Below are 22,875 nucleotides of genomic sequence, written 5' to 3' on the forward strand. Positions count from 1 at the left end.
TGTGAATTCATAAAAAAAGCTGCCTGTCTGGTATCATCAAATGAAAAAACTCCCCCGATATACCATCCGAGAGAGCAATACTTTTGCTATTAAAAAGCGACGGGAACCTCCACTAAATCTTGAATACTGCCATCGCGTGCGCTGCGTGTGTACACCATCAGTATGCCGTTTTTGGTAGTGGGGGTTTGATCAAATGGAAGTTGTACGTCGAATCGTCCGAATGCTGGAGCGCCTTCTGAAGCCGTTGCAGCCCGTTCTTGTGTAACAGTACGCCCCATCGTGTCTCGAATTTGATAATTGATCGTCGCTTCAAATGCACGGGCACTACCCGATAATTGTTGTCCTGGGGCAATCCTCGTTCCCGGCAAAGGCTGGAACCCGACGATATTGGTCGAGGAAGGAAGGGGAACGACCAAACGGAGCTTTCCTCCGCCATACCTGGCAGTCTTGCCAGCAATACTTGCCCGGGAAAGATTCGGTCGGGCTCCGCAAATGGAGGATATAACGAGTTTATCTGTACCAATGACGGTACGTTGGTGCCCAGTTGTTCAGCAATCGTATACAGACTGTCACCCGGGCGGACGGTATACAGTAAATGGGTGCCTCGTGAAATCGGCATTGGAATGCAACTCCTCATCAAGTAGGTTTCTCCCCATCCTATGCCGAGTTCATCTGTTAACGTGATTAACGCCTAAGCTAACCCTAAACAACTAAACAAACCCGTACCTTAGCAACAGGTCGGGTTTGTTTTGCGTTCTATTGAGTAATAAATTCAATCGATCCAACATCCGTTCTAACCTTCACTTTTGGCCCTCCGGAACCTAATCTTCCAACTATTTCGCTATCCATTTGTTCCTCAATGCTTATACCCTCAGTGTCTGCAGTAACTTTACCAATTTCAGATTTTAAATCAAGTGCTAAAGAATCAGGTTTGTTTTCAACAACCACTTCTACCTTACCTGTATCGCTTTTAATATTGATATCCTCATCAATTTTATCCATACCAAGATAGACCTTGCCTGTATTTGTCTCGATGTTCATTTTCCCAATCGCATTATTAATTTCTATGGAACCGATGTCTGTTTTAAGTTCTGCCTGCTTCCCAATATACTCCTCGAGGGCAATGTTCCCAACATTAGTACCCACTACTAGCTCTTCCGCACGGATGGTTTCCATTTCTATTTTGCCTACGTCGCTATGAATATCTATCTTATTGAAAGTTTTTTCCGGCAAGCTAATGATCAATTCCGTGTCAAAAGGGTTATTTTCAAAGAAGGAAAACCCAAATTTATTGTTCTCACTCATATCGAATTTGATTTCCGCCTGATTTCCATGCGACTCCACGGAAAATCTGTACTTCTCTTTGCTTTTCTCATCCATCGTTCCATCCAAAAGAACATGGATTTGCTCGTCACTGCTTTCGCTAATCTTGATCGAAGCAACTTCGGTCTTCACTTGAATCTGATCAATCTCCTTTCCGTTTAACACCCTTTCTTCACTTACATCAACAGCAGGCAGTGAATCCATTTCCTCAACCCGATCCTTCGCTAATACTCCCACAAATAGAATGATTCCAAAAACAATCAAACCTACTCCTATGAGCTTTCTAAACATATTCGATTCTCTCCATTTCTTGAGTCGGTAGCCTGATTATACTTTTTGTAAATTTTTTACGCATCGGGCGGGAAAATGTTTTTTATTTCAGTCTAAAGGCGGATATGCGTATTGTAAAAGAAAAAAGCCGCCCTGTCTTTTTAGACAAAGCGACTAAGCATTCCGCATCATAACACCGGTTTATTTTGTTTCTCTATGCAGTGTGTATCTTTTTTTATGGAAGCTGGATGTCAAGTTCAGTCGTTTGGTTCGGCTCTACTGTAAAAACCTCCGAAATGTTATCCAGCATATTGGTGGATGTGTTCAAAATGGTTATGTTCTGGTAATCTCCCGGCGGCAGATAAGCAGAAAAAGAACCATTCTCTATTGCTGTCCATTGGCCTGTCTCGAAGATGATCTTCCCCTTGCTCAGGTTCACTCCGTTAATCGACACCAACCCTTTCACGTTCTCTTGCGGCAGTTCAACGACAATGGATGCTTTTTCATCCACCGATACGGTAAATGACTGATTTAACCTTGTCTCTTTCGAATGAGGCGGCTCCCGATAGGCAACCACATCATACGTTCCTTGTGACAATCCTTTTACTACAGCTACACCACGAATAACTTCTCCAATAGTAACCTCACCAGACGCACTCTTTACGAATATCGCGCCATCCGGAACAGGGTTCCCTCCCTTGACAACTTTTGCCACAACATCATCCGGGATCGCCACTAAATCCAAACCGATTGCCTTATTGATCGTTTTGCTTAATTTGTACGGGTTGATATCGGAGTATCCGGTTACTGGATATACTTTCACGTAATAGGTTCCAGGAGACAGCTTTTTTGTAAAAGTCTCATTCGTATTGCCTGTCATGGACGTCGACTCAATCACGTTCAGATTGGCGTCTAGCACCTGAATGTTATAATCTGCGCCTGCTGGAATGTCGCTTAGGATAAGATTCACGTTTGATTTTTCCGTCAAAGTGAAGGTGTAATAGTCAACATCGCTGCTGTCATGGATATTCGCATACAACTCTGTGTCAGAGAATAGCGTTGCTGAAGTTGGCTGGTCATTGCTTTCATAGGCATCTGGGCCAGACGTGGAAGTCGTTCCATTAGCAATCAAGCGGTACTTGGTGAGCGGGTTCATGACATCCGTCCCCTCGACAAGGACGTAGTACAAGCCCGGTGTCACACTGGACATAATCACGGAATTATCTACACTGTTGCTCGTGGAGGTAGCCAGGACACTGCCGTTTCCATCCAGTAGCGCCATTTGATACAAGCTGCCTGGCATTACGGCGAAGGAAGACATCCCACTATTCTCAGTTGAAATATTTATAACCAGGTTTCCGCTTTTTCCGATTTGGAGCTTGTAATAATTTTGCTCACCGACATTCTCGATTGCACCATTCACCTTATGCCCCAAATATAAAGGAATGGCTTTGGCCAGACTGCCATTTGCTACTTCGGTACTTTCAGGTGGCAGTACATATTTACGGAGATTGTAAAAAGCCGTTGAAGACGCTCCTGATGCCGATGTTACTTTTGCGTAGTACTTTCCTGCTTCAAGGATTCGTTGGAAATTTTCATTCGCGTTTCCGCTGGTTGTTTTTTGTTCGACCGTTGCGAGATTACTGTCCAGAATTTCGAGAGTATAATCCTGGCCGGTCGGGATATTGGTTAACGTAACAATTACATTGGATCTATCGGACACATCAAAGGTGAAGTAATCGATATCTGCAGTGGAATGCAGGTTGGCCGATACGCTTGTATCATCCAGCTGTTTTGCTTCGTCCGGTTTATCATTATTTTCAAAGCTGTCTTTTACGACTGAGGTCGCGGAACCATCCACGACGAGCTTGTATCGAAAGCGCGGGTCAAACAAGCTCGTGCCCGTTACACGGACATAATAGGTTCCCGGCGTTACATTGCCAACTACTGTTGCGTGAGAAGGGTCGCCTGGAAACTCATTTCCGATGGATTTCCCCTCTTCGTCTAATAATTGAAAGGTATAAAGTTTGCCCGGGAGCGGTTCACTTTGACTTGGATCCACAGGAAGGGTATCTGCCAACACTACGGCTGAACCGGCCGTCGCAATATCCAAACGGTACAAATTCACCTGATCTGTTGATTCGATGGCTCCAAATACTGGACTTCTCATAGCGATAGGGATTGCTTTGTCAAATGGATTGCCAGATGTGACGGCAGTGATTTGTTTACCCAATTGATAAACATTCGATGCAGAATAACCAGATGCAGAAACGACTTTGAGGTAGTATGAACCTGCTTCCAGTCGCTTCGTGATGCTTTCATCCTCAGTTCCTGTTGATGAAGCCGTTGCTACGGTTTGCAGGCTTTCATTCAACAGTTCCAAATTGTAATCGGTATCCGTTGGAATCTGGCTCAGCGTAAGATCAACATCCGATAATTTCTCAACCTCAATCCGATAGTAGTCTACGTCTGTTGCTTCATGGATCGTTGCCTCAAGCGAATCCGTGGTAAATGTTGTCGCTCTGTCAGAATCGTTATTTGGCTCAAATTTATCCTCTATAGGAGTGACAGTAAACTTCCCGCCATTGTCATTCCAATCATAAATCTTATCCTTCGTTCCAAGCACCCCGATACTGATCGAGTAGGTTCCTTTCTGCGCATCAGCGGGCACGTTCCACTTCATTGGCAGAAGGGTCGGCTCTCCGGCTTTCAGCTTGACAGAATCATGTTTAAACTGCTCAACTCGTTTCCCGTTCGGGTCATTGATTTCTACGACAATTAACCGTTTTGCACTTTCCGGGCTGGTTACTTCCGCCGTTAGCCCCAATACTTCACCAGGATGTACAGTGGTTTCCTCCAGGATCATGCGGCTTTTGTACGTATGCGGAGCTGTGCCATCCTCGACAGCAAACTGGCTGTCATCATTCACCAGATACGTTTTGCTCCGGTCAGGATGAAGAATGCTTACCTCTACTTTGTAGGTTCCGGCGACAGCATCCTGTGGAACGGTATAGGGAATCGTAATTGTCTTGGGCTTACCCTCTTTAAAAGAGTGGATGACTTCCCCCGCTTTCACTTTGGTGAGGTCAGGCTGAACAATGTTCACTTCAACGATTGCCTTGATTCTCGTATTCACCGTGATGCTGGACTCAACTTTGAGTGTTTTTCCTGGTGCCACTTTTTCCGCTGTAAGTGCCACATCTGCCGTAAAGATGGGTTCTTGTGAAACTTCATCTATTTTCTGCTCTGTTACTTCATCTGCTGACATGCCTGACGCGCGGAGAGCCATCTTTTTTTTCGTGCTTTCAAATGTAGTCGTTGCGACAGGGTCACTCTCATAAATAACACCATCAATGACGTCAAATTCGGAATTAAAAAAACCGTATTGATTGGTCAAGTAATCATGAAAATCAACCGCTCGATAATGGCCATCCGGCAATTCATATCGAAATTCTCCATACGAATAGGTCATCGTATACGTCGTCGAATCGTCGTTGTCCTTTTTCACATACACTTTGGCAGTATCAATGCCTACGCCATTTACTGTGATACTGCCTGGATGACATCTCACAACCCATTCACCACAAGTACCCGCAACCGCAACCTGGACAGGAATGATTGATGAAGTAAGCATGCATACTCCTGCCAACAGTGCGCTTATTTTCTTTTTTAACATCATGGTCCCCCTTAATTGTCCGTTATGATGGTTCTTATGGCTTTGCCTCCGCCTTCAGCCAAAAAGTAAATGGCTCGTGGAGCACCGGCCGAGTAGATCAGTTCGCCGTCGCGATAGGTCTCTTCTGCTTCATGAATGGCCATCAAGTCGTACTGTGCACACAGCTGAACCCTGTTTCGATCTTCATATTTCACAAAGAACTCGCCACTCGTTGTCTCGTAGTAATCCGGCTGAAAATCCAAGACATTATAATTTCGGTTATAGCCGTTTTCAAACATAACGCCCCTTTTATAGGAGACTTGCACCATGTAATACGCATTGCCCGGATAGTCAGGATTTCCGTACAGTTTCCACTCTCCAATCGACAAGCCCTCCCCTTCACAGGCAAGCACATAGTGACTATTGTGTTGACCAATCGCCGGTACACTCTCTCTGTTAGGCACTTGATACTTGTACGTACTCCGTTTATGAGTATAGACAGGTTTATCTCCTGAGCCGTCCGCATAAGCTGGCAGTCCATAGGCGGCGATGACTACCAGTGCCAGAGTTGCCAGCCATCTTCCTGCTGTTTTCATCATGAACATTCACTCCTTCGAAAGATTTCTTCAAAATCGTATCACCCCCGACATCCAGATTCTGTCGTGCGATTCACAAAAATAAAAAAAGTTCCAGCGTGGATTACATCCTCGCTGGAACAACTAATCTTTGCCTATTTTACAGTAACTGAAATTTGTGTTGTTTTTCCTTCCAATGTAGCCTTGATGACTGTTTTCCCCTTGCTGAGTGCTTTCAGTTTTCCATCCTCTACTGTAACAACCTTTTTGTTGCTTGATGTCCAAGTTGCAAGAGAAGTGACATCGACTTCTGTTTTGTCTGACAAGGTTGCCGTTAGCGTAATCTCTTTCTCTTCCCCCTTCTTCATCGTTACCTTGGATTCCGAGGGATTCAATTTCGTTACACTTGCCTTTGTCACAATTACCTGAATGGTCGTGCTGATATCTTGATACGATACAGTGATATCTGCGGTTCCCTGTTTGTTGCCGGCACGGATCAACCCTTTCGTTGCTTTGGCGATGGAGGCTTCGGAGGAAGTGTAGGTGGTATCTTTATCACGAGTGATCTCCATTTTCTCCCCATTACTATCGATTGCGTACACTTTGATGCTTTTGGTTTTCGAAGGTTTCAGCAAAACCACTTCTTCGGAAACCTCAAGTTCTACGATACTTGGTTCTTCATCCTCTTCCTTCACGATGACAAGACATTCTGCTGATTTTTCGCCATCTTCAGTTGTAACACGAATGGTGGACTCGCCCAAATCTAGTGAGGTAACAAGACCATTCTGATCTACTTCTACGACTTTCGGATTGCTGCTGCTCCAGATGACATTTTTGTTTGTCGCATTCGTCGGTTTAATCGTTGCTTTGAGTGCTACCGGGTCGCTGTCAAGCTGCATCTCCAGCTCGCTTTGATCCAAAGTAATTTCTTCCACAGGAACTTGATTACCAGCTTCACGCTTGATGGTTACTTTATAGATTTTGAATGCATCATCTGTCCTCACTTCAATGACCGCAGCATTCGTACCATTGACAAGAGCATGAGGATCGGTTGCATGACCGCTTGTAACTTGTTCCGTGACGTTATTTACAGAAACGAGTATTTTCGCGGAGTTTTCGTATGCCGTTGGTGTTAGGGCAATATTTGCTACGGATGGATCTACTGTTGCCGTGTAATCTGTATTCTTTCTGTTAAAACCAGGTTTTAAGCTACCAGCTGTCAAGTTTAGAGACTTCAGATGGGCATTATTTCCAAATACTCGCTTTACTTTCACCGGTTTATAGGAGTCTGTTGTCGTTCCATCTCCTAATTGTCCATAGATATTGATACCGAGGGACCACGCACTTCCGTCATCTTTAATTACCAAGGTATGGTGCTCTCCACCTGTCAGAGCAACCACCCTAGGTTGGGAGCCTGATCCGTCCAGACTAGTAATCTGGATAGGCGATCGGTACGGATTCGGATTAAATCCACCTAATTGTCCCTTATAGTTGGAACCCCACCCCCACACGGTTCCGTCCTTTTTCAATGCCAAACTGAAGTCAGTGCCTGCGCCAATCGCTACAACATCAGTCATACCAGGAACTTTGATCGGCTTGTTTGAAGCGTTAGCCGATCCGTCCCCTAGCTGACCATCTGTATTTCTTCCCCATGCCCAGACGGTTCCGTCATCGGTCAATGCAACAATATGTCGATCACCAGTAGCAATGTCAGTTACATCCTCGAGCCCAGTTGCTTGAACAGGAACCCCATTAGATGAGTAATAGGTTCCATCGCCTAACTGACCGTCGCCATTACTTCCCCATGTCCAGACGGTACCGTTCTTTTTCAATGCAACAGAAAAATTTAGACCTGCTCCTACATCTGCTACTTTATCAATCCCCTCTACACGATAAGGAAGGATAATAGTAGATGCTGTATTCGGTCCTAGCTGCCAGGAATCGTTTCGGCCCCAGGTATAAACCTCCCCGTCCTTGGTTGAAGCTATGCTGTGATAATAACCGCCTTCAATAGCTACTACATCCTCGAGATATTGTACTTTGGCAGGTTCTGTTTGATTCAAATTGGTGCCATTTCCAAGCTGTCCGTATTCATTCCAGCCCCAAGCCCATACCGATCCGTCTTCCTTCAGCGCCATCGAATGCATATATCCTGCTGCAACCTTCAAAATTTTGGAAAGTCCATCCACTTTAACAGGACTACTACTGCTGTTCGTGGTCCCATCTCCCAGCTGACCTACGAAATTATACCCCCATGTCCAGACCGTACCATCCCATTTACGTGCGATACTATGAGTTGGACCCGCTTTAATATCTGGAGATTCAATATCTTCGATGGTAGCCGCACTCGCTAGCGACGATGGCAATACCGTTGCTGCCACCGCTAACGACAATACCCAATTTTTCAAACGTTTCATTTCTTCACATTCTCCTTTTTTGTGCTTTTTCACCCTACTGACTCAGTTGTTTCGGATAAGTTGATAAAAAATATTCCCAACAATTAGTACGTTATCAAATAAAATCGAAAGCTCATATTATCCTTTCGTATACCTTTTGGTATACTTTTTTGAGATTAGATCGTAACAAAAAGTCGCCCTGTCAATTTGCGACAAAGCGACTCTGAAATCGAACCAACCGATACGAACATTGCTAGCTTTTTTTACGTTCCCACTTCCTTCTTCCACAAAGAACGTCCGCAGCGCCCTATACACCTCACCCTTTTCCCGGATGACGCAGTGCTAAACTTCGGCTCTTTCACGTGACGGTAGACTACGAAATTTTGAGTTTCAGTATATAAAAAAGTAATGCTTCGTCCTGTACTATTTCTAAACTGGAATCAGTCCATGGATTATTTGGATCATGCACCACTTTATAACCGAGTGGCACTTTACCGTTATACCTATCTGTCATTTGCACGTGGTTTCATGCCCAATTTCACAATTCTCCACAATTGTGTCTCGCTCTAGGTCCTGATAGAAAAAGAATGTTGTGTATGGTACTATACTACTGTAATTTCTTGGGAGAGATACAGATTGATTGATGGATGAAACAAATGAATGGAATCAAGCAAGAACAGCTTTTATGTATGACCGATTAGCTGAAATAACAGGGGGTTCCAGTGAAGAAATCTATTATGACATCACTTTTTTTGCTAACGTTACTGTACGGATGCAGTCAGAATACCGATGCTGAGCAAACGGTACAGAAGGTGGAAAATAAAGAGAATGTTACACCGATGCAGCAACCGATTCAAGAGAAGAAAGAAGAGAGTGCTGTTGTCCCGGATCATACTGTAAATACTGTAGACTATCTGGCGTTGGACAAGAATGTCACTTATACGGTTAAAGATAACAATAGTAATTTGCAATATGTTGTTTCGCATCTTGGGAATAAAATCATTGATGGTACTGAGGTTTATGCCATCAAAAAATCGAAGGTTCGGGATGACGGAGGAAAGGAAGAAAATACCGATTTGTATGCGATGAATGAAAACAACGACATCCTGTACCGAGGCTCGATAAGCAATGATCAAACCTATTGGGAAGAGATGCCTTACCCATTTCTTTTGGGAAAAATGGAATTGAACAAAGAGTATATTATAAGAGAGAGCGCTAATGAAGGTCAGCAAAAACTTATAGCAAAGGGTTTCGAGGACGTGAAGACAGTTGAGCGCACATTTGAAAAATGCTTAGTCGTTGAGAGTATTTATGAAATTGAAGGAAATGCCGCAATTACCTATAAGTACTATCTACATAAAGATATTGGAATTGTCAAGGAAATCTCCAATGAAAATTATGACGTAGAAGAAGTTTTTGAAAAAATGGGAGATATTCGCTTAGAAAGCAAAAAGTCAATTACCTCCTCTGCAGCGGCAAAAGTGAACTGACAAGAATTTTTTGTCTTCATTGAAGAAAGATGCCTCTATGAAGTTGCCCGTTAGCTCAATAACGCCCTTTTGCACAAAACCTATCTATTTGAAAATAACAAACTACTTGCTAGCATCCAGTAAAATATATGTACAAAAGAAAAAGCCGCTCCGTCTTTACGACAAAGCGACTCCAGTTACCCATCATTTATTGGTCTTCAAGCGACCTTACATCTCGTTACGTCACCGCTTCCTTCTTCCCAAAAAACGTCCTGAGCGCCTTATACACCTCACCCTTCTCCCGGATCACGCAGTGCATAAACTTCTGCTCTTTGACATGACGGTAGGCGCTCATCAGGGTGCTGTGGCGGTTGTACTGGTTGACCTCTCGAGGATATATACGGATTTGTGCTTTATTCGATGACAGTCTCTAGGTTTCGTTTGTTCAGCTATAGATTTCCATTAGTTCAATAACTTTTGCATTACTTGCGGTTAAAAGTTTTGTCCATAAAAATAACCGGCTTTCACCACGCTAAGGTGTAACCGGCTTCATTTTTGATAATAGGGGATAAGGCCGTCATTCGATGGTTTCTTTGTTATGCTCAGCTACTTTAGTGGATAGAGCTACGTTGATTTCAGACTTCATCTCCTTAGGCGGCCTGTCCGGTAAAAATTGCGCATCTTGCGGGGCTTATTTGTCCATACGAGCTATCATTCCTTTTCATAGAGTATATTACCTCAAGTGAGGAAGGAGGAATTTGTATGTCAGCGAACCCCAAACTGAAAGTTAAAGTGAAAAACTCCAAGGTCGTTCGTAGCAACCGCCGCCGGAAGAATAACAATAATGGAGCCGTGAAGGGAATCCAGGAATCGGGTCAGGTGTTGGCACCTTTCTTTAACAGTCTGAGAAACGCTAAAGCCGCCGCATTGGTTGCCCGAGCGATCCGGTGCGAACAAAAAAAATTGCTTAATTCACTTCTCCCCCCAAGCTGCGAAGTTGTCAAGTTCTACAAGAAAGACAAATTAAAGTGTGCTCTGATCAAATGCGTATTCGGCGACTGCTGCGACGTTGTCGTCATGACTGAAGTTTGTGTGAGAGATTGCCAGACATGTTAAGATTGATGAGCAGCGGCAACTATTCTGCCTTGTTCTGAAAGATGCCAATCGGCTCGTTCGAAAATCCGCCCGCCTCGGCGCGGCGGATTTTCACGTTGATGAAAAAGTCCGTTGAGGACGAAAGAATCTTCCACAAATATTATCAAAAATATGCTTATTAGGAATATCGCCATTTTATGAAAATAATTTTCATAATATCTCACCTTGAAGATTTATGGTTTAATGCTTTAGACTTCTTAGAAATTAATCTGTTCTACCGTAAAACCACACTCCCTGTCGAGCAGGCTTACTTGCGTTCTTCTTGGTATCCTGCCATTACTTCAATAACTTCTCCACTTAAATAAAGAAAAAGTCGCCTCATCTTTTCGATAAAGCGACCTGGTATTTACCCTAGATTCAATTCGTAACTAGCATTGCATTACTTTTTACAAACTTCATCACTTCGCGCCCTATCCCTAACCCTACGTCACTGCTTCCTTCTTCCCAAAAAACGCTCTCAGCGCCTTATACACCTCACCCTTCTCACGGATCACGCAATGCATAAACTTTGGCTCTTTGACATGACGGTAGGCGCTCATCAGGGTGCTGTGGCGGTTGTACTGATTAACCTCCCCATACCCAAACATATTGCAGCGCTCCATCAAATCCTTGACCAGCTTCACGCAGCGTTCATTGTCTGAGGTGAGGTTATCCCCGTCTGAAAAGTGGAACGGATAAATGTTGTACTGAGATGGTGGATAACGCTGATCAATAATCTCCAGTGCTTTGCGATAGGCGGATGAGCAAATCGTTCCCCCGCTTTCCCCTTTGGAGAAAAATTGTTCTTCAGTGACTTCCTTCGCCTCTGTATGATGGGCGATGAAGACCATTTCCACCTTCTCATACTTGGTACGGAGGAACCGCAGCATCCAGAAGAAGAAGCTGCGGGCGATATATTTCTCAAAAACTCCCATCGAGCCCGAAGTGTCCATCATCGCAATGATGACCGCATTGGAGTGTGGTTTGATGATATCCTCCCAGGTCTTGAATCGCAAATCCTCATTGGAAATTCCTAACTCCAATTCACTGTAGCCTTCCAGCGCATTGCGGCGAATCGCCTGGAGAAGCGTTCGTTTTTTGTCGATGTTGCCCATTAATCCTTTTTTTCGAATATCGTTAAATCTTGTGTCTTCCACAACAATGTGCGTCTCGTCTTTTTGTTGCAGATTGGGCAGCTCCAACTCCGCAAAAAGCATCTCTTGCAGTTCTTCCACACTGATTTCTACCTCGAAGTAATCTTGACCGGGCTGATCCCCTGCCCCTTGGCCTTTGCCTGGGCCTTGTTGAGGGTCCCCATCTTTGGCAATCACATCGCCTACCTTCGAGTTGCCCTTTCCTTGCCCGCCATGCTGACCTTTCTGAAAGTTATATCGAAAGCGATACTCATCAAGTGAACGTATCGGGATTTTCACGACTTCACGCCCATTTGACATGATGATGCTTTCCTCACTTACCAGATCGGGCAGGTTTTTTTTGATGGCTTCCTTCACCTTTTCCTGATGGCGGTTTTGATCCTGATGCCCTTTGCGGTGGAGTGACCAATCTTCTTTGGAGACGACAAATGATGACGAATCCTCCATAGAAAGTCCCCCCTTTTAACGATTCAACAAACTTCCCACATAACGGAGCAGTTCATTTGCACAAATCGGGCAGTAATTATGCTCTTCAATTAATCGTTTGGTCACCTGATTTATTTTCTTGAGCTGGTGCTCATCCGGTGTTTTGGTCGATGTCGTAATTTTGACGACATCCTTGAGGTCTGCAAACAGCTTTTTCTCAATCGCTTCACGCAGGCGGTCATGCGTGCTGTAATCAAATCGTTTTCCTTTGCGTGCATATGCAGAAATACGAATGAGGATCTCTTCACGGAAAGCACGCTTCGCATTCTCAGAAATGCCGATTTGTTCTTCGATGGAGCGCATGAGACGCTCATCTGGATCCATCTCTTCGCCAGTAATCGGGTCACGCATTTTATGCATGTTGCAATAAGCCTCTACGTTGTCCAGGTAGTTATCCATCATGGTCTTGGCAGACTCTTCGTAGCTGTAGACGAAAGCTTTTTGTACTTCTTTTTTGGCAAGCTCATCATATTCTTTGCGGGCAAGCGAGATGAAATTGAGGTAGCGATCACGCTGTTCCTTCGTAATAGAAGGATGTACATCCAGACCGTCTTTGAGCGCTCGTAAAATATCCAACGCATTAATGCACTCGGTATCTCTGCGAATTAGCGCACTGGAGATGCGGTTAATGACATGGCGCGGATCGATTCCCGACATTCCTTCATCCACGTGCTCATTGCGAAGTTCTTCAATATCCGCTCCCTTGAATCCTTCAATGATTTCACCGTCGTACAGGCGCATCTTTTTCAGCAGGTCCGCCCCTTGTTTCTTGGATTCCTTGAGGCGGGTCAAAATGGAGAAAATCGCTGCCGCACGTAATGCATGTGGTGCAATATGAACATGCCCCAGATCAGATTGTTTAATTAATTTGGAATAAATTTTCTCTTCGTCACTTACCTTTAAATTATAGGGGACAGGCATCACGATAATCCGGGACTGAAGGGCTTCGTTCTTCTTGTTGGCGATAAAGGATTTATACTCGGCTTCATTGGTATGCGCAACAATCAGCTCATCTGCGGAAATTAATGCAAACCGGCCCGCTTTGAAGTTTCCTTCCTGAGTAAGAGACAAGAGATGCCACAGGAATTTTTCATCGCACTTCAACATCTCCTGAAACTCCATTAATCCACGGTTCGCCTTATTTAATTCCCCATCGAATCGGTATGCTCGTGGGTCTGACTCTGAGCCATATTTGGTGATTGTGGAGAAGTCGATACTTCCTGTTAAGTCTGCAATATCTTGAGATTTTGGATCGGATGGACTAAAGGTTCCAATCCCCACCCTTTGCGCTTCAGAAAAAAGTACACGCTGTACGGGGAAGTCTTCAATTCGCCCACCATACTCTTTTTCCAATCTCATGCGGTTATAAGGAGTCAGTTCTCCCTCGATTTTTATGCCAAACTCAGCTTCCAGCTCTGGACGCAACTCCCGTGGTACAAGGTGCAAGGGCTCTTCATGCATCGGGCAACCATCTAAGGCATAGATTGCACCATCGTCTGTTCTTGAATAGTCTTCCAATCCTCGCTTCAGTATTGTGACAATCGTCGATTTACCGCCACTGACCGGCCCCATCAACAGCAAGATTCGTTTGCGAACATCAAGACGTCTGGCAGCAGAGTGAAAATACTCCTCAACTAGGCGCTCAACAGCCCGGTCCAAGCCATAAATTTCACGGCTAAAAAATTTATAGGAACGGGTGCCATCTTCATTTTCTTCAATCCCTGCTGATTTAATCATGTTATACACACGTGAATGTGCGGTTTGTGCAATGGCAGGATTTTTGCGAACAAGTTCGAGATATTCGGCAAACGTGCCTCTCCACGTCAATTTTTCCTCACGGGCCCTGTACTCGGCGATACGTCTTAAAATATCCATGCATGTCACTCCTCTCGCCCATCTTTTCATTCGTTCAACAATGTACTTCCATGTATATGACTTGGAACGAACCAGCATTCGTAAAAAGGATGGTGGGGTATTCCCCCTTTTTTCCATTATTATGCGAGGGGAGTAAACATGTTGCTCCAATTATTTGAAAAGTACCAGCTCCTTCCTAGACACAATTTGTACACATTTCAGACACAGGAATAAAAGAGGATACTATGTTTTCAAACAGGAGAGACTAGTTTATAATGAGGGTAATATGTAGCGAAAGGGGTTATCCGTAATGGGTACATTTATCGTTGCGTTAGTGTTTGGCTGTTTCCTGTTTGCCATCCTAACTGCTGGATACAACGAGGACAAAACTTGGAATTTATAATACAAAAGGCATTCGCCATAGCAACTGCTTAGGTGAACGCCTTTTATTATTTTACCTATGAAAAAAGTCCACTTCGATTGACGATCTGCTGGTACAACTCTTCGAGACTTCCCTCCTGATCAACCGGATAAACAGGCTCCCCACGGTTTTCCATGTAATCCGTGACCAGATACGTTTTCATCCCCAATTTACTTGCTACCATGTCTTCTTGCATATGGTTTCCGATCATGATGCACTCAGACGGTGAAACTCCCAGTTTCTCACAGATCTCTTGAAAATACGCAAGGTTTGGCTTGGTGTGATGCGACTCTTCATAGACAGTGACAAGTTCGAATTCACTCGCATCCATTTCAATCCAGGCCAATCGATTCATAATAGCACTTTTCGGAAACACTGGGTTTGTCGCAACAGCAACCTTATAGCCTTGTTCCTTCACTGCATCCACTACCTTTTTGGCAAGTGGCGAAGGGTACGTGAGCTTGGACAAAGACGGGAAAACCTCTTCGTAAAAGCGATCAAAAATCGGCCAGATCTCTTCCTTTGGCAGTCCTGTTAGCTGGAGAAAATGCTCTTCAAATACCTGTTCATTGGTCTTGTGAGAATCCTGACTCATGATCATCGCTTTCGTTGCATCCAAAATGGACTTAAGAATCAACTTTGTGTCTTCACGGCCTCCGAGAAATTTCCCGATTTCGCCCATGTAGCTATGAACAAATTCCTCTGTTCTCATTCCCAGCAACGTACCATCCAGATCAAACAAAATAGTAGTTGGTTTCATCATCCATACACCTCTTCTTTCTCTTTACCATTGCAATTGCCATGCTCAACTTCACAAGGCTTGTCCGTCTTTATCCTCAGTCCAAACCGGGGAATCCGATCTGGCGAAGCCCTTCGAAAACAACAATCGCTGCACAGTTCGATAAGTTGATGGAACGTGTTGCCCCACCCATCGGAATGCGGATGATGTGATCCGGGTATTGTTGCGTTAATTCTTGTGGCAAGCCTGACGTCTCTTTGCCAAGCACGATGTAATCCCCATCCTGAAAAGTTACATCAGAATAAAGCTTGCTGCCGGAAGTCTCCACAAAATAATAATTCCCACCATTTTGATTCTCTGCTGCGAAATGCTCGAAACTATCATAATGATGGATGTTCACCGCATGCCAATAATCAAGGCCAGCACGCTTCAAGTACCGATCATCTGTCGAGAATCCCAATGGATGGATCAAGTGCAAGTGCGTCCCTGTAGCTGCACAGGTTCGTGCAATATTTCCTGTATTTGCGGGTATAAGCGGTTCATGTAGCACAATATGTAATGGCATTGAACAAATTCCCTTCCTGCTTACTCAACTACCTTATTATAGTAGATAAAATGAACATTGCCGAGTCTTTGGAAGATCGAGAAATATTTTATCAAGAGAAGAAAAAACCAGCTCCGAGGAACTGGCCATTAGAAAAAGAAATCCGGTGGCTGATCGCCGTAGATGCGAAAAAATGCGTACTTGATTTGTGGAGTATATGCACTTGAATCACGATATTCCCAATAGCGGTGATAGCTATCTGTAGTATGTGCATTTACCAAGGGCATTCCCCAAAAATCTTTGGCAACGACAAATGTATTGTGCTGAAATCTGCCATCACCATTAAAATCGTAGCATATCACGTCGCCAATCTCCAACTCCTGAGGGTAGGAAGCCTGTGTAGTATAAAAAGGAGCCTTCCCCGACTTGAGCAGCAGGTACAGGCTATGGGCAACAGCCCAGCTATAGCTCCAGTTTGATCCCTTGTACCACCAGCCCTGCCCTCTGTTCTTGGTAAAGATCATCGGGATGCCGCCAGCATACAGGCATTGGGATACAAAGCTGGTACAATCATTTTCAAACTTTTGATAAGCAGGGTTATAGTTGTTCCAATGCTCTTCAGCGTATTGAACGGCCTTGTATCGGTTATAGGGAGGACGTGTAGCAACAGGAATTACCTTCCCATCAGACGGATCATCGGAATTGGACTGGTTGGGAATCTCCGGGCTCACCATCACAGGTTGCGAAATTTCTTCTTGTATCTCTCCTGCATCGTCATCGAGTTCATTTCCAACACGATCGTCATCGTCTTCAGCCTGTTCCCGCAAATTCTCGCTATGAAAATACCAACCCCACGGTTTCACAAAAGCCCATCCATATTTGTCCTGCTTCATCCGGACAGGCTGCATCCGCTGGTTTTCTTGTAGGAAAGTCTGGTCTCCTTGGCGATAGTACATTTGTTGATGAATGAGAAAAGTGGCATCAATCTCATTCTCCTGATTAACTACGTAATGAATGGGAGTCACCTGCAGTTTTGAAGCGACTGGCATTATTTGCCGTTGAAATGCCTGTTCCCGTTCTCTTGACCATCGATCCAATTCTTGTGCAATCGTTCTGTCGTCTGCAAAAAAACTGACAACTCTGTCCAGCCTGCCATCGACATATGTCTGGTTAAGCTTGTGGAAATACTCCTTCACATAATCAACCCATGAATGTTTCACAGCACACCCCCGCACCATGAGCTTCCTTTGCCAGTACAAGCAAAAGTCGACAAGTTAAAATGTCTGCTCACTATAGACATTATATGCGGGAGCTTTTCTGCTTCATGATGCAAAATTACACGATACTTTTGCTTATTGGATCATATACACCTTCAAGGGTTAGAAGTGTTTCTTTGATAGACATTCCGCCACCATATCCAACCAGTGCACCGTTTGAACCAACAACCCGATGGCACGGAATGATTACCGGAATCGGATTGCGATTGTTTGCGCCTCCAATTGCTCGTACGGCCTTACTTGCTCCAATCGCAATAGCTACATCTTTATAACTCCATACTTCACCGAATGGGATGTCCAACAGCTTTTGCCAAACAATCTTTTGGAACGGGGTTCCATACAAATCGAAAGGAATTGTAAACGACTTTCTTTGCCCTGTAAAATACTCTGTTAACTGGTTTTTCACTTCAGCAAGCTTAGTGTCATCTGCAATGGGTTTTCCCCCGTCAATTCCCCATTTACGGCTCCAGCGCTGGAGTGCCGCCACCGCTTCATCTTCAGGTCCAAACTCAATATTACACAGTCCTTTTTTCGTTGAAGCAAGAAGCAAAGGTCCAATCGGTGAATCCATCATGGAGTAATAGAGTGTTTCAGTCGCCATTATTCGTTCTCCTCCCTTACCTTCAACATGCTAAGCCCCTTTTCTATCTCTGACAAAACTTCAGGTGTTTCCTCTGTTTGCTGTGCTTTTAGCAATGCCATCTTCGCTTCCTCGCCGCCAATTTTTCCAAGGGCCCAAGCAGCAGTCCCTCGCATGACCGGACGAGTATCATGATTCAGGACTTTAACTAAATCGGGTACAGCGCTTTGATCCTTGAAGTGTGCGAGGGCAAGCAGGGCGTTGCGCTGAATCGGCTTCTTCCCTCTCCACGCGCTAGCTGTTATCCCAAATGTATCTTTAAATTCCTTGTTTCCGATCGTGAGAAGAGAAGTGAGCAGTGGCTTAACCAATTCAGGTTCAGGCTGCAGATCATGCTGGTGGGTAAAGTTTTTTCCTTTATTCTTCGGACAGATCGTTTGACAGGTATCACAGCCATATAGACGATTACCGATTTTGTTGCGGTATTCATCAGGGATGAAATCTTTTACCTGTGTCAGATAGGCAACACATTTTTTCGAATCCAATTGGCCGCCTTGAACCAAGGCACTTGTAGGACAGGCTTCCAGACAAAGCGTACAATCTCCACATTGCTCTTCCATTGGAGAGTCCGGTGGAAAAGGCAAGTCCGTAATCAGCTCACCTAAATAAACCCACGAACCAAATTCTGGCGTGATCAAGGCGCAGTTCTTGCCAATCCAACCTAGACCAGCCCGCTCAGCGACTGCCCGATCAGAGAGGGCCCCTGTATCGACCATCGATTCTATTTTTGCTTCAGGTATAAGTTCTTGAATAAACTCTTTCAACTGATTTAATTTATCTCGCAACACATGGTGGTAATCTATCCCCCATGCAGAGCGGCTAATGATTCCCCTGTATGCACCTTCTGACGACTTGGGCGGATTAGGAAGCTTGTAAGGATAGGCAATTGCAATTGCAATGAGTGATTGAGCACCTTCCAACAGCTTCCCAGGATCTACTCGCTTCTCAATGTCCTTTTCTTCGAAGCCTGATTCATACCCTTTTTCACGATGCTTGTAAAGTCGCTCCTTTAGTACGACAAAGGGCTCCGCCGATGCAAAACCAATTTTATCAATTCCGATTCGGCTGGCATGTTCAATAATCGCCTGTTTTGTTTGCTCCCAATACGCTGAATTGCTCACGATCTGTTAATCGCTCCTGTCGCAAGTTCGTCACAACGATTGTTCCACTCGTTATCTGCATGCCCTTTCACCTTGATATACTCAACCTGATGAATCTCCATTAATCGTAAAATTTCTTTCCACAGATCCTGATTCTCTACCGGCTGCTTCTTGCTATTACGCCAGCCGTTTTTCAACCATCCTTTATACCAGCCTTGTTGAAAACAGTTCACCAGATAGGCACTATCACTATAAAGCTTGACTCGGCACGGTTCCTTCAGCACCTTCAAAGCCTCTATTGCTGCGGTAAGTTCCATTCGATTGTTCGTAGTAGGATCTTCTGCGCCTGACATCTCTTTCTTATGCTCACCAAAAAATAACACGGCCCCCCATCCACCAGGGCCAGGGTTTCCAGAACATGCACCATCTGTATATATCGTTACATCCTTCATAAACAGCCTCCTTGAATACTTACCTCTATTGTACCGAAGGATAGAATGTTTCACAAAAAAATTTCGTTTCCTTTTGTGCTATACTATCTTAAAATCTCCCATTTTGATCTCGTAAAGGAGTGTGGCTATGAATCTTCTCATTGATCGTTCTGTTCTTGATCGGATTCCCGGTTTTTCACTCGGGATGATCCAGTACGCTGATACATCTGTCTCTGAATCTCCGAAAATGTTGCAAGGTCGCATCAACCTGTTTTTTGAAACACTGCGGCTTGAAAAAAACGTGTCCGATATTACCAGCATCGAAGGAGTATCTCAATGGCGGGCGGCATTCAAGTCACTAGGTATCGATCCTTCCCGGTATCGCCCATCCTCGGAAGCGTTGCTCCGCCGAATCCTTCAGGGAAACACGCTACATTGGGTTAATTCCGCTGTGGATGTGAACAACTTTTTATCTGTAACACATGCATTGCCATATGGAATTTATGATATGAGTAAAATATCTGGATCTGTTGTTTGCAGGCTTGGTCAGGAAGCTGATCAATATGCTGGAATCAATGGTCGTGAGGTAGGTATGAACGGTAAGCTGCTTCTTGCGGATGATACCGGTGCTTTTGGCAGCCCGATTGTTGACTCCACTCGAACGATGGTTACTGAATCCGCTACCAATCTCATGCAAGTGATATTCTTCCACCCTACCCTCCCGCTCAATCAAAAGGAAACCATCCTTGGATCGAGCGCACGGATGTTTACTGAAATTAATGGGGGAGAAGTTGTTCTTACCAAACTGGTTGCCCATACATAAACTTTTCTAGCAAAAACATTATGCTTACCAAATGACGAAACGGCCCTTCCATCGGAGAGCCGTTTGTTTGTTCATTATTGTATTTTCTGCTCTTTCTGCTTAAAAACAACGTTATCCAGAAATAGGGCAAGCAACACGCCCAATAACAACCCGTTTCCTAACAAGTAGCTTAATAACGGGTGCAAGCTTCTCCACGCATCGACTGGCACGAACATGACCCCAATTCCAACCAATAGCGAGCTGCCAATGACGGTGATCGCCCGTTCATCCAACGGAATTTTAGAGAAGTCTTTCAAGCCAAAGCCAAGCAACTGAGTATAGGCAACAAACATTGCTGCATACGCAACAGGGGTTGGCATTGCAGCAAGAAACGAAGAAACGGGAGGAAGAACACCAATGATCATGATGGCACACATGGAGATGATAAAAGGCCTACGGGAAGCAATTTTTGTAGTCTCAATAACCGCAGCTGCCAATGACAACGGAATCATTCCCACAACCCCAGATGCCCCTGAAATGATATGAGAAACACCTGTAAATAATCCACCACGGTCTAACTGCTTACTATCCGCTTCTTTTTGGACCACTCGACCAACAACGACCATACTGGTGATTAAATTTGTCAGCAATACAAAACTGGTCAAAACACTCGTTAAGATAATTCCTCCATCCCAACGCAGCGGCCCCCAGAATAAAAGCGAAGGCCATACAAAAAGCTGCTCTGACGCCTTGACCTGATCTGCCCAGCCGAGTATCGCATAGCCGATCCAGCCAATGATCATTCCGATAAGTACAGCAAAGCTGGAAATCGCCGGGGTCTTCATAAAGATAAGAACCAATACAACAATGACGAACGAAGCAATAGCAACAGTCGGTTCCACCTGCACGGAATGATGATAACCAATCCCAAGCATCCCTTTAATAAACGTACTACACAGCGAGATAGCGAGTAACGTCATGTAGGTTCCCGTGACAATTGGGGTAAACCAACGCTGAATTTTCCCGATCAACTTGGTCATACCCAAAATAATAAAAATACCTCCTGCAATCAGGAGCCCCAATTGAAACGATTGCCCTATGTGAAAGGGGTCCTGGCCTAAGCTGATCCCAATTTGAGCCAAAATGATGTAAACTCCCCACCATAAGCCGGCTGGTCCATCCATCATTGGATAATGATGCCCCCACAAGACCTGCAATAAAGATGCTAATCCCACATAGAAAATGGTTTGTTGCATAAAAAAACCTGTTTGTTCTGGAGTAAGTCCATACACATCACCGATTACAATTGGAACAACTATCGTACTAGACAGTGTCACTATCGTCCACTGTAAGGCTGTCATAAAAGTAATCCCAAGTGGTGGCTTCTGATAAAGCCCGTATTTCATCCAGTTTCACTCTCCTACACCACTAATCAAATATTTTTTATCACCATTATTACATACTTTATGTAACAAAAACTATATTAAATCGGTATATCAAGTAAAATAAAAAAAGCGCTCTTCGCTATTATGAACGAAAAACGCTTGTTTTCATTATTAATGAAGTATGGTGCCGGTAGAGGGACTTGAACCCCCACGGTTTCCCTCACGATTTTGAGTCGCGCGCGTCTGCCAATTCCGCCATACCGGCTTGTCTCAATGACGATTACATAAATAAATATAGCATATATTACAATATACATCAAGTGTTTTTTTAAATTAAAGCATGTATACAATTTTGAAAATTTGCGTACCTTAACTAGTAGTTACCACTCTGTTTCTTACGTACCTTTCCCTTCCATAGACACTAATTATTAGTGTCTCTTTTTTGTTTCACATACACCCATCAAAAGATATATGTATGTGATAAGAAAAATAGACGTAAAAAAATAAAAAACCAGCATAATCTGGTCTAGTTTTCAATGGAGGAGGTACCCGGATTTGAACCGGGGGTGAAGGTTTTGCAGACCCGTGCCTTACCGCTTGGCTATACCTCCATATTTATTTAAGGAAAGAGATCAAGCTAATATTAAATGGAGCGGACGACGGGTCTCGAACCCGCAACCTTCGCCTTGGCAAGGCGACGCTCTACCAATTGAGCTACGTCCGCAAATGGCTGGGATACTAGGATTCGAACCTAGGAATGACGGAGTCAAAGTCCGTTGCCTTACCGCTTGGCTATATCCCATCAGCATAGTAAATGGGGCGATCGATGGGACTTGAACCCACGAGTGCCGGAGCCACAATCCGGTGCGTTAACCCCTTCGCCACGACCGCCATGCTTTAACTATTGACTGGCAGGGGCAGTAGGAATTGAACCCACACCAAAGGTTTTGGAGACCTTCGTTCTACCTTTAAACTATGCCCCTATGTAATTAAGTGGTGGCTCGGGACGGAATCGAACCGCCGACACGAGGATTTTCAGTCCTCTGCTCTACCGACTGAGCTACCGAGCCACAGTGTATAAATTAAAAATCCCGGGTAAAAAACCGCCCGTTATGTAAAATAATGGCGGAGCTGACGGGACTCGAACCCGCGACCTCCGGTGTGACAGACCGGCGTGAACTCCAACTTCACCACAGCTCCATTATGTAATTGCAGGTAAT

General features: G+C 44.4%; 17 protein-coding genes, 8 tRNA genes and 1 pseudogene. 3 read left to right on the top strand and 23 right to left on the bottom strand.

Annotated elements, in window-relative coordinates:
- Positions 1 to 89 precede the first annotated feature (89 nt).
- From ACPW7N_RS18495 to ACPW7N_RS18515, 5 genes are all read right to left on the bottom strand, one after another.
- The gene (locus tag ACPW7N_RS18495; RefSeq protein ID WP_425652584.1) at positions 90 to 416 is read right to left on the bottom strand and encodes a Gmad2 immunoglobulin-like domain-containing protein; all 327 of its coding nucleotides are present in this window, start codon (positions 414 to 416) and stop codon (positions 90 to 92) included.
- Between the two features lie 340 nt (positions 417 to 756).
- A complete protein-coding gene (locus tag ACPW7N_RS18500) occupies positions 757 to 1,527 on the bottom strand; it encodes a DUF4097 family beta strand repeat-containing protein (protein ID WP_425652585.1) in 771 nt (256 codons plus the stop codon).
- Between the two features lie 301 nt (positions 1,528 to 1,828).
- On the bottom strand, positions 1,829 to 5,269 hold the full coding sequence (locus tag ACPW7N_RS18505; protein ID WP_425652586.1) for a pre-peptidase C-terminal domain-containing protein: 3,441 nt from the start codon (positions 5,267 to 5,269) through the stop codon (positions 1,829 to 1,831).
- A gap of 11 nt (positions 5,270 to 5,280) precedes the next feature.
- Positions 5,281 to 5,847, bottom strand: a complete 567-nt coding sequence (locus ACPW7N_RS18510) for a hypothetical protein (protein WP_425652587.1) — start codon at positions 5,845 to 5,847, stop codon at positions 5,281 to 5,283.
- A 131-nt stretch (positions 5,848 to 5,978) separates the two neighbouring features.
- Complete coding sequence (locus tag ACPW7N_RS18515) at positions 5,979 to 8,240, bottom strand: RCC1 domain-containing protein (RefSeq protein WP_425652588.1); 2,262 nt, start codon at positions 8,238 to 8,240, stop codon at positions 5,979 to 5,981.
- A gap of 701 nt (positions 8,241 to 8,941) precedes the next feature.
- On the opposite strand from ACPW7N_RS18515, the gene ACPW7N_RS18520 reads away from it, so the two are divergent.
- Positions 8,942 to 9,709: a hypothetical protein gene (locus ACPW7N_RS18520; RefSeq protein ID WP_425652589.1), complete on the top strand. Its 768-nt coding sequence runs from the start codon at positions 8,942 to 8,944 to the stop codon at positions 9,707 to 9,709.
- A gap of 217 nt (positions 9,710 to 9,926) precedes the next feature.
- Here ACPW7N_RS18520 and ACPW7N_RS18525 read toward each other — a convergent pair.
- Positions 9,927 to 10,076 (bottom strand): annotated as a pseudogene (locus tag ACPW7N_RS18525) (sporulation protein YhbH); the annotation flags it as partial.
- Between the two features lie 374 nt (positions 10,077 to 10,450).
- Between ACPW7N_RS18525 and ACPW7N_RS18530 the strand changes: the two are divergent.
- Complete coding sequence (locus tag ACPW7N_RS18530; protein WP_425652590.1) at positions 10,451 to 10,804, top strand: hypothetical protein; 354 nt, start codon at positions 10,451 to 10,453, stop codon at positions 10,802 to 10,804.
- A 461-nt stretch (positions 10,805 to 11,265) separates the two neighbouring features.
- On the opposite strand, the gene yhbH is transcribed toward ACPW7N_RS18530, so the two are convergent.
- The 8 genes from yhbH to rnhA form a co-directional block, all read right to left on the bottom strand.
- Positions 11,266 to 12,423, bottom strand: coding sequence for a sporulation protein YhbH (yhbH, locus tag ACPW7N_RS18535; protein ID WP_425652591.1), 1,158 nt, complete (start codon positions 12,421 to 12,423; stop codon positions 11,266 to 11,268).
- Positions 12,424 to 12,438: 15 nt separating this feature from the next.
- Entirely contained in the window at positions 12,439 to 14,337 is a 1,899-nt protein-coding gene (locus tag ACPW7N_RS18540) for a PrkA family serine protein kinase (protein ID WP_425652592.1), read from the bottom strand.
- Positions 14,338 to 14,774: 437 nt separating this feature from the next.
- Positions 14,775 to 15,497 (bottom strand): HAD family hydrolase, encoded by a 723-nt coding sequence (locus tag ACPW7N_RS18545; protein ID WP_425652604.1) that lies wholly within the window; start codon positions 15,495 to 15,497, stop codon positions 14,775 to 14,777.
- Positions 15,498 to 15,573: 76 nt separating this feature from the next.
- The gene (gene trmL / locus ACPW7N_RS18550) at positions 15,574 to 16,041 is read right to left on the bottom strand and encodes a tRNA (uridine(34)/cytosine(34)/5-carboxymethylaminomethyluridine(34)-2'-O)-methyltransferase TrmL (protein ID WP_425652593.1); all 468 of its coding nucleotides are present in this window, start codon (positions 16,039 to 16,041) and stop codon (positions 15,574 to 15,576) included.
- A 128-nt stretch (positions 16,042 to 16,169) separates the two neighbouring features.
- Positions 16,170 to 17,240, bottom strand: coding sequence for an amidase domain-containing protein (locus ACPW7N_RS18555; protein WP_425652594.1), 1,071 nt, complete (start codon positions 17,238 to 17,240; stop codon positions 16,170 to 16,172).
- A gap of 115 nt (positions 17,241 to 17,355) precedes the next feature.
- Complete coding sequence (locus ACPW7N_RS18560) at positions 17,356 to 17,898, bottom strand: methylated-DNA--[protein]-cysteine S-methyltransferase (protein ID WP_425652595.1); 543 nt, start codon at positions 17,896 to 17,898, stop codon at positions 17,356 to 17,358.
- Entirely contained in the window at positions 17,898 to 19,058 is a 1,161-nt protein-coding gene (gene queG, locus ACPW7N_RS18565; protein ID WP_425652596.1) for a tRNA epoxyqueuosine(34) reductase QueG, read from the bottom strand. Before queG ends, ACPW7N_RS18560 begins: the two co-directional genes overlap by 1 nt.
- Positions 19,055 to 19,489, bottom strand: coding sequence for a ribonuclease HI (gene rnhA, locus ACPW7N_RS18570; protein ID WP_425652597.1), 435 nt, complete (start codon positions 19,487 to 19,489; stop codon positions 19,055 to 19,057). Before rnhA ends, queG begins: the two co-directional genes overlap by 4 nt.
- Positions 19,490 to 19,616: 127 nt before the next feature.
- Between rnhA and ACPW7N_RS18575 the strand changes: the two genes are divergently transcribed.
- Entirely contained in the window at positions 19,617 to 20,291 is a 675-nt protein-coding gene (locus ACPW7N_RS18575; RefSeq protein ID WP_425652598.1) for a B3/B4 domain-containing protein, read from the top strand.
- 74 nt (positions 20,292 to 20,365) lie between these two features.
- On the opposite strand, the gene ACPW7N_RS18580 is transcribed toward ACPW7N_RS18575, so the two are convergent.
- From ACPW7N_RS18580 to ACPW7N_RS18620, 9 genes are all read right to left on the bottom strand, one after another.
- On the bottom strand, positions 20,366 to 21,676 hold the full coding sequence (locus ACPW7N_RS18580) for a purine/pyrimidine permease (protein WP_425652599.1): 1,311 nt from the start codon (positions 21,674 to 21,676) through the stop codon (positions 20,366 to 20,368).
- A gap of 161 nt (positions 21,677 to 21,837) precedes the next feature.
- Positions 21,838 to 21,920: transfer RNA gene (locus ACPW7N_RS18585), tRNA-Leu, on the bottom strand.
- 272 nt (positions 21,921 to 22,192) lie between these two features.
- Positions 22,193 to 22,266, bottom strand: a tRNA-Cys gene (locus tag ACPW7N_RS18590).
- Positions 22,267 to 22,303: 37 nt separating this feature from the next.
- Positions 22,304 to 22,379, bottom strand: a tRNA-Gly gene (locus ACPW7N_RS18595).
- A 3-nt stretch (positions 22,380 to 22,382) separates the two neighbouring features.
- Positions 22,383 to 22,457: transfer RNA gene (locus ACPW7N_RS18600), tRNA-Gln, on the bottom strand.
- A gap of 13 nt (positions 22,458 to 22,470) precedes the next feature.
- Positions 22,471 to 22,546: transfer RNA gene (locus ACPW7N_RS18605), tRNA-His, on the bottom strand.
- Between the two features lie 18 nt (positions 22,547 to 22,564).
- A tRNA-Trp gene (locus ACPW7N_RS18610) sits at positions 22,565 to 22,638 on the bottom strand.
- 11 nt (positions 22,639 to 22,649) lie between these two features.
- Positions 22,650 to 22,725: transfer RNA gene (locus ACPW7N_RS18615), tRNA-Phe, on the bottom strand.
- Between the two features lie 53 nt (positions 22,726 to 22,778).
- Positions 22,779 to 22,855, bottom strand: a tRNA-Asp gene (locus ACPW7N_RS18620).
- Positions 22,856 to 22,875: the final 20 nt, after the last annotated feature.

Origin of the sequence: Brevibacillus nigriterrae (genome assembly GCF_049846925.1) — a bacterium.
Classification (GTDB): Bacteria; Bacillota; Bacilli; order Brevibacillales; family Brevibacillaceae; genus Brevibacillus_H.

Excerpts from the sequence above, each read along its gene's own strand:
- ACPW7N_RS18500 (WP_425652585.1), bottom strand. The coding sequence starts at position 1,527 with ATGGATTCACTGCCTGCTGTTGATGTAAGTGAAGAAAGGGTGTTAAAC.
- ACPW7N_RS18580 (WP_425652599.1), bottom strand. The coding sequence starts at position 21,676 with ATGAAATACGGGCTTTATCAGAAGCCACCACTTGGGATTACTTTTATG.
- yhbH (WP_425652591.1), bottom strand. The coding sequence starts at position 12,423 with ATGGAGGATTCGTCATCATTTGTCGTCTCCAAAGAAGATTGGTCACTC.
- trmL (WP_425652593.1), bottom strand. The coding sequence starts at position 16,041 with ATGCCATTACATATTGTGCTACATGAACCGCTTATACCCGCAAATACA.
- ACPW7N_RS18545 (WP_425652604.1), bottom strand. The coding sequence starts at position 15,497 with ATGAAACCAACTACTATTTTGTTTGATCTGGATGGTACGTTGCTGGGA.
- ACPW7N_RS18530 (WP_425652590.1), top strand. The coding sequence starts at position 10,451 with ATGTCAGCGAACCCCAAACTGAAAGTTAAAGTGAAAAACTCCAAGGTC.
- ACPW7N_RS18560 (WP_425652595.1), bottom strand. The coding sequence starts at position 17,898 with ATGGCGACTGAAACACTCTATTACTCCATGATGGATTCACCGATTGGA.
- ACPW7N_RS18505 (WP_425652586.1), bottom strand. The coding sequence starts at position 5,269 with ATGTTAAAAAAGAAAATAAGCGCACTGTTGGCAGGAGTATGCATGCTT.
- ACPW7N_RS18575 (WP_425652598.1), top strand. The coding sequence starts at position 19,617 with ATGAATCTTCTCATTGATCGTTCTGTTCTTGATCGGATTCCCGGTTTT.
- rnhA (WP_425652597.1), bottom strand. The coding sequence starts at position 19,489 with ATGAAGGATGTAACGATATATACAGATGGTGCATGTTCTGGAAACCCT.
- ACPW7N_RS18540 (WP_425652592.1), bottom strand. The coding sequence starts at position 14,337 with ATGGATATTTTAAGACGTATCGCCGAGTACAGGGCCCGTGAGGAAAAA.
- ACPW7N_RS18510 (WP_425652587.1), bottom strand. The coding sequence starts at position 5,847 with ATGATGAAAACAGCAGGAAGATGGCTGGCAACTCTGGCACTGGTAGTC.
- ACPW7N_RS18515 (WP_425652588.1), bottom strand. The coding sequence starts at position 8,240 with ATGAAACGTTTGAAAAATTGGGTATTGTCGTTAGCGGTGGCAGCAACG.